At 41.1% G+C, this 20,131-nt stretch carries 14 protein-coding genes; 9 read left to right on the top strand and 5 right to left on the bottom strand.

What is annotated here, in order from left to right:
* Positions 1–17 precede the first annotated feature (17 nt).
* From K6V30_RS01885 to rplS, 3 genes are all read right to left on the bottom strand, one after another.
* Positions 18–383 (bottom strand): helix-turn-helix domain-containing protein, encoded by a 366-nt coding sequence (locus tag K6V30_RS01885; RefSeq protein WP_010535463.1) that lies wholly within the window; start codon positions 381–383, stop codon positions 18–20.
* Positions 384–385: 2 nt separating this feature from the next.
* Positions 386–679, bottom strand: coding sequence for a type II toxin-antitoxin system HigB family toxin (locus K6V30_RS01880; protein ID WP_010535462.1), 294 nt, complete (start codon positions 677–679; stop codon positions 386–388).
* A gap of 572 nt (positions 680–1,251) precedes the next feature.
* Positions 1,252–1,605: a 50S ribosomal protein L19 gene (gene rplS / locus K6V30_RS01875; RefSeq protein ID WP_005675578.1), complete on the bottom strand. Its 354-nt coding sequence runs from the start codon at positions 1,603–1,605 to the stop codon at positions 1,252–1,254.
* Between the two features lie 301 nt (positions 1,606–1,906).
* Between rplS and K6V30_RS01870 the strand changes: the two genes are divergently transcribed.
* From K6V30_RS01870 to K6V30_RS01830, 9 genes are all read left to right on the top strand, one after another.
* Positions 1,907–2,854 (top strand): tyrosine-type recombinase/integrase, encoded by a 948-nt coding sequence (locus K6V30_RS01870; RefSeq protein WP_055268914.1) that lies wholly within the window; start codon positions 1,907–1,909, stop codon positions 2,852–2,854.
* A 368-nt stretch (positions 2,855–3,222) separates the two neighbouring features.
* The gene (locus K6V30_RS01865; RefSeq protein ID WP_050544890.1) at positions 3,223–6,432 is read left to right on the top strand and encodes a collagen-like triple helix repeat-containing protein; all 3,210 of its coding nucleotides are present in this window, start codon (positions 3,223–3,225) and stop codon (positions 6,430–6,432) included.
* A gap of 115 nt (positions 6,433–6,547) precedes the next feature.
* A complete protein-coding gene (locus K6V30_RS01860; protein WP_010535460.1) occupies positions 6,548–7,642 on the top strand; it encodes an OmpA family protein in 1,095 nt (364 codons plus the stop codon).
* 480 nt (positions 7,643–8,122) lie between these two features.
* Positions 8,123–9,064 carry a tyrosine-type recombinase/integrase gene (locus K6V30_RS01855; RefSeq protein WP_029425032.1) on the top strand — a complete coding sequence of 314 codons (942 nt, stop codon included), beginning with the start codon at positions 8,123–8,125 and terminating at the stop codon, positions 9,062–9,064.
* A gap of 371 nt (positions 9,065–9,435) precedes the next feature.
* Positions 9,436–12,336, top strand: coding sequence for a hypothetical protein (locus K6V30_RS01850; RefSeq protein WP_224207243.1), 2,901 nt, complete (start codon positions 9,436–9,438; stop codon positions 12,334–12,336).
* A gap of 119 nt (positions 12,337–12,455) precedes the next feature.
* Positions 12,456–13,553 (top strand): OmpA family protein, encoded by a 1,098-nt coding sequence (locus tag K6V30_RS01845; protein WP_055271708.1) that lies wholly within the window; start codon positions 12,456–12,458, stop codon positions 13,551–13,553.
* 475 nt (positions 13,554–14,028) lie between these two features.
* Complete coding sequence (locus K6V30_RS01840) at positions 14,029–14,832, top strand: 5'-nucleotidase C-terminal domain-containing protein (RefSeq protein ID WP_022301642.1); 804 nt, start codon at positions 14,029–14,031, stop codon at positions 14,830–14,832.
* Between the two features lie 118 nt (positions 14,833–14,950).
* On the top strand, positions 14,951–15,754 hold the full coding sequence (locus K6V30_RS01835; protein WP_055271714.1) for a bifunctional metallophosphatase/5'-nucleotidase: 804 nt from the start codon (positions 14,951–14,953) through the stop codon (positions 15,752–15,754).
* The gene (locus K6V30_RS01830; protein ID WP_055271705.1) at positions 15,751–18,756 is read left to right on the top strand and encodes a serine hydrolase domain-containing protein; all 3,006 of its coding nucleotides are present in this window, start codon (positions 15,751–15,753) and stop codon (positions 18,754–18,756) included. The genes K6V30_RS01835 and K6V30_RS01830 overlap by 4 nt, the downstream gene beginning before the upstream one ends.
* Positions 18,757–18,827: 71 nt before the next feature.
* Here the strand turns inward: K6V30_RS01830 and K6V30_RS01825 are convergent, their stop codons facing one another.
* Together K6V30_RS01825 and K6V30_RS01820 are read right to left on the bottom strand one after the other, a co-directional pair.
* A complete protein-coding gene (locus K6V30_RS01825; RefSeq protein ID WP_010535453.1) occupies positions 18,828–19,454 on the bottom strand; it encodes a porin family protein in 627 nt (208 codons plus the stop codon).
* A 15-nt stretch (positions 19,455–19,469) separates the two neighbouring features.
* Positions 19,470–20,102: a DUF4136 domain-containing protein gene (locus K6V30_RS01820; RefSeq protein WP_022301640.1), complete on the bottom strand. Its 633-nt coding sequence runs from the start codon at positions 20,100–20,102 to the stop codon at positions 19,470–19,472.
* Between the last annotated feature and the right edge of the window lie 29 nt (positions 20,103–20,131).

The raw sequence follows: 20,131 nt of genomic DNA, 5'->3' as shown, positions 1-20,131 counted from the left end.
AAAGATTGCATCGAATTTTATATTCCTAATACAATATTGGCATCAATATTCAACTTTTTACTGATTTCACGAGCCACTTTCAAGGTTGGCTCACTTCTGCCGGTAAAATAATCACTGATACGAGAAGGGCTCACTCCAAGCAACTCTGATAGTTTGGCTTGGCTAAGTCCCATTTCATACATACGAAGTTTCATTATATCAGCCAAAGATGGGCTTTTTATTGGATAATGCTCATCCTCATACTCCTCTACAAGCCCTGACAATAAATCTAGTTCAATAAGATTTTTGTCAGACAAAGGAGTATTATCATCAACTAATGGAAGAAGTTCTTCTATTCTTTCCATTGTAGCTTTATAAGCTGTCTCATTCTGAATCTTTGTCATATCTATATGTTTTTAACATCTATTTTATCATAATCTGCATGAGTGCCAATAAATCGAATTAAAATCGTTTTAATTGTGAACTTGATCACTACTATTAGCCTGTAATTATTACCCTTGATATTGAAAACATAATGTTGATTGCCTACATTATCGACACTATTAAATGTCTTTTTCATGTCGGCGAAGTTATTCCACTCTGTCAGTTTTGTTTTGTGATACCAATCTTCAAGGGCTATTTCAGCCTCTGGATTTTCGGTGTAATAATCAACGATTTTGCTTTTAGCTATTATTCTCATGTTTGCACTCTTTTATGCAAAGATAATTATTTCGTTTTGAAAAACAAAATAATATTTTGCTTTTCAAAACACAAGAGATGGAATAGGAGTAACTACTTTATTTTAAAAATCGATTCTTTTTTTGAAGTGGACATTCAGGACATTTTATGCATCTGGAATTGCAATAAAGTTATCAATCCTTATATTCCTTACGAATAGGCGATAAATTTTGCATTTATGATTCTCTTGATGTTTTTGTATTATGTGTTTGTTGTTGATTTAGATATGTTTTTGAGATGATTGTTAGCTTTTTACTCTAATTTATTTCTTGTTTTAAATAAAATGATATTTGAAGAATGTTGGGCATCTGAGATGAAATAGAATTTCAATCGCTTGAAAGTTGATAAAATTACGATGTTCGGTGAGCAAACTGAGCTTGGTTTTAAAGAAATACTCCGTTCCTTTAAAACCAAGCTCATATTCCTTTAAAACCAAAACTGTTTCTCATTTTTATGCTGAGAATTTGGCAATAAAAAAGAGGAAATCCCGTTACCGGAACTTCCTCTTTTTTATTTCGAATCTCAGAGTTCAGCTTAGTTGTTAACTCTTTTTTCTTTGATTCTAGCTTTCTTACCGGTAAGAGCACGCAAGTAATACAATTTAGCGCGACGAACTTTACCTACCTTGTTCACTTCGATGCTATCGATAGCCGGTGATTCGATTGGGAAAATTCTTTCTACACCTACAGTACCTGACATTTTACGTACAGTAAAACGTTTCTTGTCTCCGTGACCGGCGATTTTGATAACAACACCACGGTACAACTGTACACGTTCTTTGTTACCCTCGATGATACGATATGCTACTGTTACAGTGTCTCCTGCCTTGAAGCTCGGGTGCTGTTTACCGGTAGCAAATGCTTCTTCTGCAATTTTAATTAAATCCATTGTTGCTATTATTAAATTGTTTTATCGTTACAACGCAACATACCAAGTATCTCTTCTCTTGACAGCGATTGCGCGAAAGCGGTGCAAAGTAACGAATTATTTGTCAGATAGCCAAATGTTTTGGAGAAAATGATCGGCTGGGAGCTGGTATCGAATGTTTTTGGGGTTACATCAAACAAATGTGGCAATAGATTTGTATCTTTATGATTGGGAATAGGAAAAAAGGCGCTGCCGGGGAATGTGGAGAAGGGTTCACTTCTCTTTGGCAGCAGCCTTTATTGATCATTTTAAACAGTAAAAAATGGGGAATTTAATTTCATTTATGAAGAAGGTAGCCGACGGGCTACGGGAAAGTGGGAATTATGGGACCGCCCATATTTACAGGAGTAGCATGAGTGCTGTCGTCGCATTCAATGAAAGCAGTAATCTGCCTTTCCGAAAAGTGACTCCGGAGTTTTTGAAAAGTTTTGAAGCGTATCTGCGTGGAAGAAATTGTAGCTGGAATACGGTTTCTACTTATATGCGTACGCTGAGAGCTGTGTACAATCGGGCAGTAGACCGACGCATTGCACCTTATGTACCGCATCATTTCCGGTATGTCTATACGGGGACACGTGCCGATAAAAAGCGTGCATTGGAAAAAGAGGATATGGAACGTCTTATGAAAGATATTCCGAAACAGCTGCACTCGGGAAACAGGGAATTGCAGCGTGCCCGTGGTTTTTTCATATTAATGTTTTTGCTGCGTGGTATGCCTTTCGTCGATCTTGCTTATCTGAAAAAACATGATATAGACGGAAATGTCCTTACTTATCGTCGGAGGAAAACAGGCAGAATGCTGACTGTGACTCTTTTGCCGGAAGCGGTGAAATTGATCAAACAGCATATGAATACCGATCCTGCTTCTCCTTATCTCTTTTCGTTGATTTCCAGCAAGGAAGGAACGGAGGAGGCATATAAGGAATACCAGTTGGCATTGCGTAACTTTAATTATCAGCTGATGATTCTGAAACAAGTGCTGGGACTGACTACGGATCTGAGTTCATATACAGCGCGTCACACATGGGCTACGATGGCTTATTATTGTGAGATACATCCCGGTGTCATTTCAGAAGCAATGGGACATTCATCTATCACTGTCACAGAGACTTATCTGAAACCTTTCAAGAATAAGAAAATTGATGAAGCGAATGTAATGGTCTTCTCTTCCTTTAGGAAGTCTTTCTCGGTAGGTAATTATTTGAATTAAAGCCTGTTACTTTGTAGGTAACGGGGAGATAATACGCTGCAAAGATGAACATATTTTGGAAAACATGCAAACAAAAAAGATATTTTTTCTGATAAACTACTAAAAAAAGGAAATACACCAAACAAAACTGCGGATTTTTTGTGAAGAACACACCATGCTCTCTTATTATTGCAAAAGATTTCCCTCCCCTCTGCTGCTATTCTAAAGCAGGGGTTAAATATATTTTGATACTTATGTTTCTTGTCTACCCTTTAGACGCTTCTTCAGAAGTAGCTACAGGCTGTTTCCTGTTACCTACAAAGTAACGGGCGAATATTATTTGAACTTAGTGTTTAATAATATATTATTAATGTAATTTTTAAGTAGTTATGAAGAAAAAAATTATTAGAGTGATGTTTTTCGGAGCATTGGCGCTAACCACATTTTCATATGTAGGTTGTAAGGACTACGATGACGATATCGATCGGTTAGAGCAGAAGATAACCGAAAATGCCAACGCTATTGCGGAAATCAACAAGCTGATCGAAGGGGGATCTGTAATCACAAAAGTTGAGAACATTACCGGTGGTGTGGAAGTAACATTGAGCAACGGTAAGAGCTTTACCATTAAAAATGGTGATGCCGGAAAAGATGGTACTCAGTGGACGATTGGTGAAGACGGATACTGGTATCAAGATGGTAAGAAAACAGAGTTCAAGGCTAAAGGAGACAAGGGAGATCCGGGTGAACAAGGACCTGCCGGTGAACAAGGAAAGCCGGGTGAACAAGGAGAGCCTGGAATCGATGGTGATACTTATATCCCGGGCGAAGACGGATTCTGGTACAAGAATGAAGTGAAACCGGAGAACAAGACTGATATGACTTGGATTATCCCGGGAGTTGTTTCTGTGGCCGATATGGGAGATTACTATATTTTCAGTAATCTGAGAACTGAAACCGGCGAAGCTACTTCTGCTAAGATTTATAAGTATTCTGCTACTTTCGTATCTTCTTTAGTTCACGTAACTTCTAATATCAATGAAGATTTAGGCGATGTTGTATTCTTGCCGGTTATCGGGTATGATGAGAACTCTACAGGTATTACTAAAGTATATGAATACAACAGTGCTCTTCAGCCATTATACCGCACATTGGTCAATGGATGGGCTGAATATGAGTATAAGCTGAATCCTGCAAACGTTAATCCTAAATATTATGAGGGATTAGGTTTTATTGAACAGACTGCTACTACCACTACCAGGGCTGTTGAAATAGGACTGCCTTTGTCTAAGATTTCGGTAAACTCTCAAGGTAAGCTGGTTGTGAAAGCTTCTGCTGGTAATAATACTGATAATCCGAACGTATTTAAGATGTATAAAGCTTCTGAAGAAACAGAAGAAAATGTATATGATAATCCGGATGGCAAACCTATGGAGGAATCCAGCAAATACGGTGAAGCCGGTAAAGTCAATATGCTTGCTTATCGCGTTAAGAATACGAATGAAAACGAGAAGTTTATTAATGACGGTATTGTTGTTTCTGATTTTGTAGCCACTAAACGTATGGTGGTTGAGCAGGACGATGCAATGATCGGTATAACTATAAAAGATGGTAATTTGAATGATCAGGTTACTACATTTACGGATTTGACTCACATGTATGCTGAGGAGCTTAATGCTGCTCAAAGAAATAGTTACATTGCTAGTAATATTAACGTACCTGTAATCGCCAATGTCTTGTATACTGACCAACCGGTATTGTTAGACTATATTCGTGATTATGCTGTTAAATTCTATACGAATACCGACTTTTCTTCAAAAGACGGACAATACAGACTGGAAGATCTTGGCTTCGAAAATATTACTTTCGAATTTGAAGATGTTCATTATACTGAGGCTGAAGTAGGACAGACTGAACGTTATGTGACGTTTGACTCTAAGACAGGAAAAATGACTCCGATCTTAGTAGATGGTAAAGTTCAGACAGCTTCTATTGGCCGTGAACCGGTTGTTAAAGTTAAAATGTTTGTTGACGGTAAATGGGTAATGTCTAAACTCTTGAAAATCAAGTTGGTTGAAACAGAACAGTTGACTGATACTTGGACTAATGAAGATCTGACAGACCAGGTACTTGGCTGCACTGCACTCGTTGGTGGAGAAGATATGAAGCAGTGGGGTAATGGCGCATTTGCGAATGCTAATGTTGTTGATGGACTTAAGATTGACTTCGATCAGTACTTCAATAAGTTAGGTGTAAGTAAAGAGAAGTTTGTAGAATTGTATGGTGATGGTATTACAGGTGGTACCAACAGTGTGAAGGTATTCTTTACTGATGCACAGACCGGTGTTAGAACCGAATACACGAAGTGGGCTGCATACATAAACAGTGGTTATATCTACAAAGATCCGTCAAAGAACTGGAATCTGATGATTGACTGGGCGAACATCTTTGGAGGTCCGACAACTGAGAATAATTACCTATACTTCGGATTGACTCCGGAAGCTCATGCTGGTAAATATGAAGTGGAATTGAGCTTCTCTACTGAGAGTACGTTAGCTACTTATAAAGCATTCAAGATCAAGGCTGAGTTCAATGTAACTGATCCTGCTGCAGAATGGACTTACAACCCATCTATGTGGGCTGCTGGTAACAACCATATTGCCGGAACAGAATATATGTTGGGATATGGCTATCCGACTGAAGAAAGTAACACTGGTGAAAAACCATTCAGTGGAACGTTTAAAATGAGCTGTAATATTGAAGATGGAATGTTGACTAATAACCTTGCTAAAGTATTACCTTGCGGTACTATTTGCTTCGAATTGGTTAACCCGACTCAATATGGTGGAGATGTTACATTGGCATATAATGAAGAGACTAACAAACATGTATTGACAATCAATCAATTCGACTGTAAATGGCTTGAACAACCGCTTGAAATCAGAGCATATGTTTATGTTGGTAGCTATGGTGTCGATCGTAAGATTCCTATTGCAATACCGGGTGTTACAACTAAGAAAGAGCCTACCGGATTCTATACATTCAATGTACGTTTCGTAGATCCTGTTTCTTATGAAGTAGTAAACAATGGTTCTTGGTACTTGGTTGACGGTGCTGCTGACAATGTAAACGAAGGTCATTATTTGCCGATATATCGTCTGTTCAAGTTGTGGGATACTCACAAGACTACAACCAATGGTTTGATGTGGGATCCGGCTATTCAGAACGGTTGGTTCGTACGCAATGGTTTGAAAATAGGTGAATCATTGTACGAAGTACATAACGTAAACATTAAGTATGCGATCAATGCTGCAGATCAGGTAGAGAATAAAGAATTCGTCGTAACTCACGCATCTATTTCGGATAAGGGTGTTCTGTCATGGAGTAACTTGTCTCAGGAAGGTGGTAGCGCGGTTACTAATGATCAACCGGTTGTCGTGACAGTTACAATTACACATGACTGGAACAAGAATTGTACTTCTAAGGTACTTAAGATTACTGTTCCTGTGAAACGTGCCGACACAGAATATAAGATGCCGTCTGTTGGGTTCTTAAAGAACAACGAGGGTAAGAATGATAAGACTTTAGGATTAAATTAAAGTAAATCTTTAATGAAAATATAGTTTTAGAAGGGTATCTTCATCAAAGAGGATACCCTTCTTTAATAAAATCATCGCAATATCATACTTAACATAGAAAAGAAAGGAGATAAGCATGAATAAAAAGAATTTGTGGATAGCTGTATTTGCCTTATTATTGAGTGGAACATTTGCTTCCGCACAAGAGAGACAAATCAAGGAGGAAGGAAGAACAGAATTTAAGCGTCATTGGTTTATGCAAGTGCAAGTAGGCGCTGCCCATACAGTAGGTGAAGCTAAGTTTACTGACCTTATCTCTCCGGCTGCCGCCATAAATATAGGCTATCAGTTTGCTCCCGCATGGGGTGCCCGTGTGGGTGTCAGCGGATGGCAGGCAAAAGGTAGTTGGGTCGCTCCCCGACAAGACTACCAATATAAATATCTGCAGGGCAATGTAGATATTGTTTCGGATTTGAGTACGCTGTTTTGCGGCTTTAACCCCAAACGTGTATTGAATGGTTATGTTTTCGCCGGCGTAGGTCTCAATCGTGGCTTTGACAATGACGAGGCTGTTGCAATAGACGCAGCCGGATACGAAATGGGCCATCTCTGGACAAAAGGAAAATTCCTAGCAGCAGGGCGCTTAGGCTTAGGATGTAACCTGCGTCTGAATGACCGCCTGTCTATCAACATCGAAGGTAACGCCAACGTTCTGTCCGACAAGTTCAACTCTAAGAAAGCAGGAAATGCCGACTGGCAGTTCAATGCTCTCCTTGGTCTGAATATTAAGTTCGGCAAGGGCTACAAAGAAATTCCGCCTGTATATTACGAGCCGGAGCCTGTGGTAGTAGAACAACCGAAACCTGCACCTGTGGTGGTAGAACAGCTGAAAGAAGAAGCAGTAGTGGTGCAGCCTATGAAGCAAGACATCTTCTTTGCCTTGAATTCGGCAAAGATACAAGACGACCAGCATGCTAAAATAAATATGTTGGTAGAGTATCTTCAAAAGAATCCGTCAGCAAAGGTGAAAGTGACCGGTTATGCTGATGCCAATACAGGTAATCCCAGAATTAATAAAACTCTGTCTGAAAAACGTGCATCTAATGTTGCCGACGCTTTGAAGGCAAAAGGAATAACTGCCGACAGAATGCTTATTAATTCTAAAGGTGACACTGTTCAGCCCTACAACACACCAGAAGAGAACCGTGTGAGTATTTGTATTGCTGAGTAATCAATAAATAGAAATATCGATAAGATATAATAAAAAAGAATCTGAAGAACAGGTTGCTTCCTCGGTACAGTAAGTACCGGATGCGACTTCTTTGCGGTTATCTGTCTCTGTGAAGCGATTGATAGTCGTTTTCCCCACTAAGGATTTCCCCACTATAGTCCTTAGTTTATTTTAGTGAAAAGAGGAAAGGTCTGCACTTGCGAAAGGCCGGACTTTTCGATAACTCTATTCAAGGGACGTTCCTAATTTCCCCTTTTTCCCTGGGAACGTCCCTTTTTTATTTTCCCTGTATAAAACTTAAGATATCTGCAAAAATGTCACACGTTTAATAGTACTCTGGGATTTTGAACAAATATATCCCTATCTTTGTCTTTCAAGATTTAGGGAAATAGAAAGAAAAGGTGTTATGGAAGAAACGTGGGAAAGGGAAACGTTTTCTTCTTAAAACAGCCTTTTAAGTATCATTTAAATTCGTATAAAATGGGGAATTTAATTTCATTTATGAAAAACGTAGCTAATGGGCTGCGGGAAAGTGGGAATTATGGGACCGCTCATATTTACAGAAGTAGTATGAGAGCCGTCATTTCATTCCATGGAAGCGAGAATCTTCCTTTTCGGAAAGTAACTCAGGAGTTTCTTAAGAATTTTGAAACGTATTTGCGTGGAAGAGATTGTAGCTGGAATACAGTTTCCACCTATATGCGTACATTGCGTGCAGTGTATAATCGGGCAGTTGACCGGCATTTAGCGGTTTATGTACCTCATCATTTTCGTTATGTTTATACCGGAACGAAAGCTGACAGGAAGCGTGCATTGGATAAAGAGGATATGGAACGATTGATGGCAAGATTTCCGAACCAACTCCGTTTGAGAACAAGGGACTTGCAACGTGCACGTGCTCTGTTTTTATTAATGTTTATGCTTCGTGGCATTCCATTCGTGGACCTTGCTTATCTAAAGAAACGTGACATAGAGGGGAATGTCCTGACTTACCGCCGAAGAAAGACCGGCAGAATGCTGACCGTAACTCTTCTGCCCGAAGCTATGAAACTGATCAGGCAATACATGAATACTGATCCTGCCTCTCCTTATCTTTTTTCACTGATCGCCAGCAAGGAAGGAACAGAAGAAGCATATCGGGAATATCAGCAGGCCCTTCGTTATTTCAATAGCCAACTGGTGATTCTGAAAGGAGTGTTAGGACTGACTGCTGACTTAAGTTCATATACTGCCCGTCATACATGGGCTACGATGGCATATTATAGTGAAGTGCATCCCGGTATCATTTCGGAAGCTATGGGACATTCATCCATCACAGTAACAGAGACTTATCTGAAACCTTTTAAGAATAAGAAAATTGATGAGGCTAATGCAACGGTTTTCTCTCCCTTTAGAAAAACGTTTTTGAAGATAAGCTGCTGATTAATATGGTGTTACTTCTTAGGTAACGGCAAGAAAATACGCTGCAAATATGGACATATTTTGGAAAACATGCAAACAAAAAAGATATTATTTCTAATAAACTACTAAAAAAAGGAAACACATCGGACAAAACCGCGGATTTTTTGTGAAGCACACGCCTTGCTCTCTAATTTTTGCAAAAGCTTTCCCTCCCCTCTGCCGCCTCTCAAAAGCAGGGGTTAAAAATGTCATAACTTATTTATTGAAAATAGCCCGCAGACGCCTCTGACGGAGTGGGAAAATGCGTTATCCCGTTACCTAAGAAGTAACGGGCAGGTATTATTTGAACTTAGTGTTTAATAATATATTATTAATGTAATTTTTAAGTAGTTATGAAGAAAAAATTTATTAGAGTGATGTTTTTCGGAGCGTTGGCGCTTGCTACCGGTGCATCGTTCGTAGGTTGTAAAGACTACGATGATGACATTGACGCGGTAAATGCCAGAGTCGATGGAATTGAAAAAACTCTCTCGGAATTGCAAGCTCAAGTGGGAGGCTATGTGAAGTCTGTGGTTTACGATCCGGTTACAGGTAAGTTGACTGTGGTTGGTGCAGATACCAAAGAATACACTATTCCGATGCCAAAGGAAATGCCTGAGTACTCTCTTGAGGTCACAAAAGAGGGAAAAGTTATCTTGAAGAAGAACGGAACAGAAGTAAGTTCCGGCAATATCACTTTCCCTGATGATCCAGTAATACCAACGTATGAAGAGTTCGACCCTGCAAAACTGACAATGAATGACAAGGGCGAAGTTTTATATAATGGTAAGAAAACAGGTGTTACTATACCTGCCACACCTACTCCTACAAGCTCTATCGTAGCTATAAAAAATGCGGAAGGTGTTGTTACTGGTTATACGATTACTACCATTGAAGACGGTAAGCCTGTTAATGGTACGTTTTCTATTGTTGATGCTGTTCCCTTGAAGGGATTGACCTTTGCGCCTAGCTGTTTTGTTGGAGGCATTCCTTCATTGAAAGCCAGCAATCTTACTTATAATAAGTGGAATGCTCAGAAATATGATGCTCCTACAGAAACAGGTGAAATCTATAAGGTTGCTGATACGGAGTCTTATATTACTCCGCAGATTTGGGCATATTATCACATGAACCCGGCAAGTGCCTCAATGGATCAGATTGAAACATTGGCGTTCCTTTCAGCTGATAAAGATTATTATCCTGTATCTCGTGCAGCTGAGATGAATCCGATTGCTAACAAAGCAAAATCAAAAGTTGAGACTGAAAAGGACGGACAGCGTTATCTTAAGGTAGCAATGGATGCGGATGCAGAAAAAATACCAGCAATGAATTCGGGTAAGGTAGCTATGTATGCTTTGCAGGCTAAGACTAAGGCAATTGGTGGTGAAGAAGCTAAAGTGATTACTTCTGATTATGCTAGCGTATACAGAGTAGTTATGAAAGATTTTGTCTTGAAAACTTTGGTTGGTACTGACAATAAGGTTCTGTATGGACAGACCACGCCGCGTACTGGTACTACTCCTAATGCTTTAGCGGGTAAAGCAGAAGAAGCCATCACTGCAGCAGAAGATTATACTGTAGCTACTGATGGTAAACTAGAATTGGCTAAGTTGATCACTACTTATTATAAGGAAAATGGTGGTACTGAATTGATAAAGATGGAGAATGTGGAAGACTATGGCTTGAAGTATGTCTTTACTCCTTCTAACTACATTGGAGGTGCTAACAACGAAACAGAGCAGAATACATTCTTCAATGCTGCAGACGCTGCATTAGGTACTATCAATCCTGAATATAAAGGACAAGATTCAGAAGCTACAGAAAATCGCGAACCGCTGTTACGTGTGGAATTAGTAGATATTGCTACTAATCAGGTGGTAGCTGTAGGATGGATCAAGACGAAAATTGTGAAGGGTACAACAGATGGTTTCCCAGTAGAGTTTAATAAGGGTACTTATTACTACGGTTGTGATAACTTCGACAAATCATTGTCCTACATTGACATGAATGATGTTTATGCTAAAGCGAAGTTAAATAAAACTGAGTTCCATAATGCTTATAAATTGAAAGTTGACGGTTCAGGTAATATCGTTCTTGGAACAGGAAGTACTGGTGTAGTAACAGAAATTAAAGATGATCCGGCTACTGCCACTAATGTATTGAATTGGGTTGTAACTCCGGCACAGGCTTTGGCTCTTGTAAAAGCTTCGAAGGCTGAAATGTTCGCTAATGTAACTTACGAATCTGTAGACGGCACTCGCGGAGATATTACAATAACGATGAAAGCAGGCATTGCAATGCCTAATGGTGTGATTAAGAATGATCAGAAGATAACTCAAGCTTGGTCAGCAGATAAGTCTTATGTAAAGGCTGATGTGAAAGAGCCGGTTACTACTGCGGTAACAGACTTCAAGCTCGATCTGTTTGATGTATTTGAAGGTCGTAAGGTAGTTGTTTCTGATGTTAATGATACAAACTTCCCATCATTTGCGAAGGATAAGTTGACTGCGAAGTTTATCTTCTCAGGAGCTAATGTCGTAACTATTGGAACTGATAAGTACACATTCACTGTAACTGCTAACGGTACTCAATTGAATGCTAGCAAGAATGGTGCTGCTGCAACTAAGATTGCTACAATTGATGCTAAAGGTATTATTACTTACAATAAGGTTGACAAGAATGCACAGACATTGCTGAATAAGTCTGCTTACAACGTGGATCCGTTCACTGCAGGCATTGAAATTGTAGTAACTAATAAATGTGATGAAATCTTGCCATTGACTGGTAACAAATTTGATGTGAAGTTCTTGCGTCCTATCAACGTGGTTGACTTGAAGTCTGCTGAACTGAAGGATGCAACTACAGGAACTGCTAAGATCGATATGAGCAAACTGCTTGGTTTGACTGACTGGAGAGGCGAAGCATTTGCTGTTGAACCTATTGATTTCTACACTTATTATGGAATTGAGGGTGCTACTGCAATTTCAATTGATAAGGATAAGATCATGACAACACTGAATGCAAGTGAAGCTGCACCAAAACTGTTGAAGGACGTTGCACCTAACATGTCAATTGATTATGCATGCGATCTTAAGAAATCGGGTAATGATATAACATACGGTGATCTTGTTTATGCAAACGGTAAGTTTACTATAAACGCACCATTCAAACTGTTTATTCCTGTAACGGTTAAATACACTTTTGGTGAAGTAACCAGCACAGTAACATTAACAATTACTCCGACTCACGACTAATCTATACGATCTGTCACGATAGCAATATCGACAAAGATAAGAAGGGTATCTTTTTCAAAAGAAGGATACCCTTCTTTAATAAAGTTAATGCAATATCATATTAGAAAGGAAAGATAAGCATGAACATAAAGAAATTGTGGATGCCTGTATTCGCTTTACTATTAAGCAATACAGTTATTTTTGCACAGGAACAAAGAATAAAAGAAGCAGGTAAAACTGAGTTCAGACCTCATTGGCTTATGCAAGTACAAGTAGGTGCTGCTCATACACTTGGCGAAGCTAAGTTTAGTGATCTTATGTCTCCGGCAGCAGCACTCAACGTGGGTTATCAGTTTGCTCCGGCATGGCGGGCACGTGTTGGCGTCAGTGGATGGCAGGCAAAAGGAGGCTGGGTTTCTCCACAACAGGATTACCAGTACAAATATTTGCAAGGTAACATCGACATCGTTTCTGATCTTAGTGCACTGTTTTGTGGTTTCAATCCTAAACGTGTATTCAATGGTTATGTCTTTCTTGGAGGAGGGCTAAACCGTGGTTTTGATAACGATGAAGCGAATGCATTGGATACACGGACTTATGAGATGGAATATCTCTGGCAAGACGGAAAGTTTCTCGTTGCCGGACGCATGGGATTGGGGTGTAATTTACGGCTGAACGACCGCTTGTCGATCAACATCGAAGGTAACGCCAATGTCCTCTCTGACAAGTTCAACTCTAAGAAAGCAGGAAATGCTGACTGGCAGTTTAATGCTTTAGTAGGTTTGAATATTAAATTCGGAAAAGGCTATACAGAAACTAAACCTGTATATTACGAAACAGAGCCCGTGGCAGTGGAACAACCGAAACCTGCACCTGTGGTAGAACAGCCACAACCCAAGAAAGAAGTTGTTGTGGCACAGCCAATGAAACAGGATATCTTTTTTGCCTTGAACTCTGCACGTATTCAAGAAGATCAGAAGTCTAAGATTGAAATGCTGGTAGAGTATTTGCAGAAGAATCCGTCAGCAAAAGTAAAAGTGACTGGCTATGCAGATGTTAATACTGGTAATTCTAAAATTAATAAAACTTTGTCTGAAAAACGTGCAGCTAATGTTGCAGACGCTCTGAAAGCGAAAGGAGTAACCGTTGATAGAATCATTGTTGATTCGAAAGGTGACACGGTTCAGCCTTACAAAACACCAGAAGAAAACCGCGTGAGTATCTGCATCGCTGAATAAACAGAGATACGAACAAGATATTATAAAGAAGATATTTCGAAGAAAATAGGTTGCTTCATCGGTATGAAGGTGTTTTTGGTGATGCAAAACATCAATGACACTCTAATGCCGAATGCGACTACTTTTCGATTATACGGCTTCTGTGAAGAAGCGGATAATCGTTTTTCCCACTAAGGATTTCCCCACTATAGTCCTTAGTTTATTTTAGTGAAGAGAGGAAAGGTTCGCACTTGCGAAAGACCGGACTTTTCGATAACTCTATTCAAGGGACGTTCCTAATTTCCCCTTTTTCCCTGGGAACGTCCTTTTTTTAATTAAATCAACTCTGCCTCAGAATACTTTCAATTAACATTTTTAAGTGCATTTTGCAGCTAATTCTCCTTGAAATAGGACTAAACTTGCTATAAGTTTCTTCTTCTTCCGCATGACTTTAAAATATAAAATGTACATTTGTAGCATAAACAAAAGAAAGAAGATGAAACGAAATTACGTAAAGTTTACTTCGGGAGTCATTCTGACAGGACTATTCCTATTCACTTCCTGCCAATCTCCCCGTGAAGTTCAGGCAAATTATGAAGTTGCCCAAATAGAAGGAACCCGGATTTGCATAGATTCAATTTGGGATACTCATCCCGATGAAAAGGCTGCTGCCATACTGAAACCTTATAAAGAAAAAATAGATGAAATGATGTATGAGGTGATTGGCGTCAGCGAGGCGACGATGGACAAAGGACGTCCGGAGAGCTTACTTTCTAATTTGGTAGCCGAGGTGTTGCGACTTTCTGCAGATCGTGTACTGAAGCATTCCGCAGATATCGGAATCATGAATATGGGAGGCTTGCGTAACATTCTCCCACAAGGTGACATCACGGTCGATGCTGTTTTTGAAATACTTCCTTTTGAAAATTCTCTCTGTGTACTGACAATGAAGGGTACGGAAATGAAAAGACTGATGGAAGTAATAGCTTCTTTGCATGGCGAAGGACTGAGCGGAGCACACCTGGAAATAACCAAGGACGGAAAACTACTGAAAGCGACTGTACAGGGAAAAGAAATAGAAGATGATAAAGACTATACCGTAGCTACAATAGACTATCTGGCAGATGGAAACGACGGACTCACTCCCTTGGCAAATGCAGATAAACGTGAGTGTCCGGACGGAATGACATTGCGCGGACTCTTTCTCGATTATGTAAGACAACAAACGGCAGCGGGCAAAAAGATCACCTCTAAACTGGATGGACGTATCACCGTTGTGCCGGCATCTGACCAGAAATAAAGAAATAAAAGAGAATAAATAACGAAGGCTTACAATGAAATTTTAGTATTCTATGACAACTCATAATCATATAACTTCTATTTTGAACATATTCAAAGGAAGAACCGGAAAACGGCTGATGCTTTTCCTTTTTTTAATTCCTGCATTGGCAATCGCTCAAGAAACAAAAAAGATAATCATACTGCAAACCAGTGATGTGCACAGCCGGATTGAACCTATGACTCAGGAAGGTGACCGGAATTATGGTCAGGGCGGGTTTGTCCGCCGGGCCACTTTCCTGCAACAGTTCCGCAAAGAAAATCCGGATGTACTGCTATTCGACTGTGGCGATATCTCTCAAGGTACTCCTTATTACAATATGTTCAAGGGTGAAGTAGAAGTCAACCTGATGAATGAAATGGGATACGATGCGATGACAATCGGTAACCATGAGTTTGACTTCGGTCTGGACAACATGGCTCGTCTGTTTAAATTAGCCAAGTTTCCGGTAGTATGTGCCAACTATGATCTTGACGCTACCGTGCTTAAGGACTTAGTAAAGCCTTACGTCATTTTGGAACGTTTCGGATTGAAGGTCGGAGTTTTTGGATTGGGTGCGAAACCGGAAGGATTAATACAAGCCAATAAGTGCGAAGGAGTAATCTATCAAGACCCGATTGCCATATCCAATGAAATAGCTGAGCAACTGAAAGAAGAAGGATGTGATGTTATTGTATGTCTGTCACATCTGGGCATCCAGATGGATGAGAAGTTAGTAGCCAACACCCGTAATATTGATGTCATTTTGGGCGGTCACTCACATACCTTTATGGAAAGCCCCAAAAATTACCTGAATATAGACGGGAAGAATGTCCCCGTTATGCACACTGGAAAGAATGGAATTTATGTTGGACGACTGGACTTGACCTTGAATAAAAAATGAGATTATTGACATATATACTGGTTATTCTGCTACTTCTTCCTGTCAAGGCCAAGGGAGAAGGGGCAGATACTCCTGTAGAACCTTTACTTCTTTATAAAGCTAAACAAGATGTCCGTTGTCATCAATGGGTAGACTCCATCATGAATAAGCTGACTCTTAAAGAGAAAGTCGGTCAGCTATTTATATATACGATTGCTCCGGTAGACACCAAGCGTAACCAATTACTTCTGAAGGATGCCGTCGATACCTACAAAGTCGGAGGGCTGTTATTCTCCGGTGGGAAGATGCAGACCCAGGCGGAACTGACGAATCAGGCTCAACGCATGGCTAAGCTACCGTTAATGATAACTTTTGATGGAGAATGGGGACTGGCAATGCGTTTGCGTGGCACACCCGTTTTCCCTCGAAATATGGTACTCGGATGTATTCAGGACAATAAATTGATCTATGAATACGGGCGTGAGATGGCTCGTCAATGCGCTCAACTGGGGGTACAAGTTAATTTTGCTCCGGTAGCGGATGTAAATATCAACCCCAAGAATCCGGTGATCAATACCCGATCCTTCGGTGAAGACCCTGTGCGGGTAGCGGATAAAGTGGTAGCTTATGCTTCCGGTCTGGAAAGTGGCGGCGTGCTTTCGGTATGTAAGCACTTCCCCGGACATGGGGATACGGATGTAGACTCGCATAAGGCTCTTCCGGTACTTCCTTTCACTCGTGAACGGCTGGACACTGTAGAGCTTCATCCTTTTAAAGAAGCCATTCGTGCCGGATTGAGTGGTATGATGGTCGGACACTTGCAAGTGCCGGTTATTGAGCCGGTAGGCGGGCTTCCTTCTTCTCTGTCCCGTAATATCGTTTATGATTTGCTGATAGAAGAGTTTGCTTTCAAAGGACTGATTTTCACGGATGCACTTGCCATGAAAGGTGTTTCGGGCAATGGAAATGTCAGTCTGCAGGCACTGAAGGCGGGGAATGACATGGTGCTGGCTCCCCGCAATCTGAAGGAGGAGATATCCGCTGTACTCGAAGCTATCGACAAAGGTGAACTGACACGGGAAGATATTGAAGAAAAATGTCGCAAGGTGCTGACCTATAAATACGTGCTGGGATTAAAAAAGAAACCTTTTATTCAGCTCTCCGGGCTGGGACAACGGATTAACACTCCCCAGACGCGTGATTTAATCCGCCGGTTGAATCTGGCTGCGATTACTGTGCTGAATAATGAAAATCATGTTCTTCCTTTGCATGCGGACAAAAAAGAAGCGATGGCATTGCTTGAAGTCGGTGACGCAGGCGAAACTGATGCCCTGGCGGAACAGTTGTCAAAATATACTTCTTTGTCGCGTTTCCGTCTTCGTCCCGGCATGACAGAAGAAACAAACCAACGGCTAAGGGATTCATTGGCTGCATATAGACGGATTATTGTAGCGGTAAGCGAGCAGAAACTATCACCCTATCAGCCGTTCTTCAGCAAGTTTACTACTGACACTCCGGTGATCTATGCTTTCTTTACGCAGGGGAAAATGATGTTGCAGATACAGCGTGCGGTTGCCCGTGCTTCGGCGGTGGTGCTGGGACATAGCCCGAATGAAGATGTACAGAAACAAGTAGCGGATGTCTTATTTGCCAAAGCCTCGGCAGATGGAAAATTATCAGCCAGTCTCGGAGAACTCTTTCAGGCAGGAGACGGTATAACGATTACTCCGAAAACTCCTTTGCACTTTATCCCGGAGGAACATGGACTTTCATCTGTCGCCCTGCAACGGATTGATTCTATTGCTTTGGACGGAGTGCGTCAGGGAGCCTATCCCGGTTGTCAGGTGATTGTGATGAAAGATGGTCACGTGATGGTAGACAAATCGTTCGGCACTCACACCGGAACGGGAAGTGCACGTGTACAGCCGACTGACATTTACGATCTGGCCTCGCTCTCCAAGACTACAGGCACGGTGCTTGCTTTAATGAAGCTTTATGATAAGGGACGCTTTAACCTGACAGACAAGATTGCAGACTATCTTCCTTTCCTTCAGCGAACTAACAAGAAAGATATCACCATTCAGGAACTCCTTTATCATCAGTCCGGTTTACCGCCCGGAATTGCTTTCTATCGGGAAGCCATCGATGAAGATAGTTATGAAGGCAGACTGTTCATGTCCCGTAAAGATGCACGGCATCCGTTGCAGTTGGGAACTTCCACATGGGTGAATCCTAATTTTGCATTTAAAAAGGAATATGTTTCAAAGGTTAAAACCGGAGATTACACCTTGCAAATCTGTGATAGTCTGTGGCTGAATCCTTCTTTCTTCAAGGAAATGGAGAAGAAGATTGTAGACGCTCCGATGAAGCCAAAGACATATCGATATAGTGATGTAGGTTTTATTCTGCTGCGGCTTTTGGTGGAGAAGCTTGCAGGCATGCCGATGGATGCTTACTTACAACGTGAATTTTACGAACCGATGGGGCTGGAACGTACGGGTTATCTGCCTTTGCGCCGTTTCCCGAAGTCGGAAATCGTTCCCTCTTCTGTCGATCGCTTCTTGCGTAAGACTACGCTTCAGGGATTTGTGCACGATGAGGCGGCTGCCTTTCAGGGTGGAGTCTCGGGAAATGCCGGATTATTCTCGAATGCACGTGAAGTGGCACAAGTCTACCAGATGTTACTGAATGGTGGTGAACTGAACGGGCAACGTTATTTGAGCAAAGAAACCTGTCAGCTATTTACAGCGGAAGTCTCTAAAATCAGTCGTCGCGGGCTTGGATTTGACAAGCCGGATACCCGTAATCAGGAAAAGAGTCCTTGCGGAACGCATGCACCGGCGAAAGTATATGGTCATACTGGATTTACCGGGACGTGTGCCTGGGTAGACCCTGATAATAGATTGGTATATGTATTTCTGAGCAACCGGATTTATCCGGATGTTACGAACCGGAAATTAAGCCGTCTGGAGATTCGCGAACAGATACAGGATGCAATCTATGATGCCATTCAAAACAAATAAAAAGTGAAGAGCCCCTCTGCCGAAACAGAAGGGCTCTTGCTTATTAATGTAAAATCAAGTAGTTGCTCGGGTTAGAATGAAACACCTACGCGGAAACCGAAGTTGTTCAGTCCGTCTACACTGTAGTGCAGTACATCAGCTTTATTGGTACCATAGCTGTAGTACAGAGCAAAGTGCAGACCCGGTCCGTAAACCCAAGGGAATACATTGACACCTACTTCAGGAGAAGCGTAGAATCCCCAGCTGTTTTCTCTGGCTTCCAGCATGTTGAAGTTGGAACGGATTTTAGCATATTCAGCACCTAATTTAGCACTGACATAAGGTTGTACAGATCCACCACGATTCCACTGGTAGCGGGCAGCGGCACCGAAAGGCAACTGGAACATAGTGTGTTGCTGATCGGTAGTAACGTCACCTGCACCCAATTTGAATGTTTCACGAGGAATATATTCATGGTTGCTGTGATAGTTCAGGAAAAGACCCAGACCCAAGTTGGGAGTGACGAAATAACCACCTTCAAAGTTCATACCCCAACCGCTGGCTTTGTCTGCGAAATTGTTGCTCAATGGAACATTGAACTGCCAGTCTATATTAGCATATCCATTGTCTGATAGCTGTGCCTTAGCCGGCATGGCAAAGGCGATGGCAATGGCTGCTAACGCCACTACCTTGAAATATATATTCTTTCTTGTTTTCATAACAGTTGTAGTTGTTTATTTGTTAGTAAGATAAGGTGACTGAGTGAATGATTGGTTCACTGCTTCAATGGCAAGAGTGCGGTTGATAGCTTTAGAGCCTGTTTCAAATCCGGTCAGATAGCTTGTCCAGATTACAGGAAGTTTTTTGCCTTCACCTTCATCTGCTTTCAGGTTCACCATTTCTGTAATGAATGAGTTGGTACTATAACTGTAAGTCACAGCATACGGGTAGTACCATCCACCCCAGTTACCCCAGTAGCTAGGTCCCCAGTATCCGGGATATCCCCACCACCATTCAGGTTGAGTGTAGCCGGTGAAATAATAAGTACTTGCGATGTAGCTTACCTGAATACCAAGATCGGCACTTTCTTTATCGGCAGCCGGTTGATAACCTTTTGCTTCCATATTTTCTGTATAAGCAGCCAGAATTTGCTCAGCGCCTTCTCCTTCGAGATATTCCGGTTCTTTGCTGTCAGAGATAACCAAGATTTTGTCAGCCAGGTAGAATGTGCTGAAGTCTTTGAAGTTGGCTTGCTTGTCGTAGTTAGTGTATACCAGATAGTTGTCATCCAGCTTACCCATGTCCGGGTCTTTTTCGCAAGAAGCGAGTGCAAAGACCGCCAATAAAATAGGAATTAATTTCTTCATATCTTTTATAATGTTTAGGTTATATAAAA

Origin of the sequence: Bacteroides faecis (genome assembly GCF_020091505.1) — a bacterium.
Classification (GTDB): domain Bacteria; phylum Bacteroidota; class Bacteroidia; order Bacteroidales; family Bacteroidaceae; genus Bacteroides; species Bacteroides faecis.
Note: the sequence above shows the minus strand (reverse complement) of the source record. Positions and strands in the feature narration are given on the sequence as shown.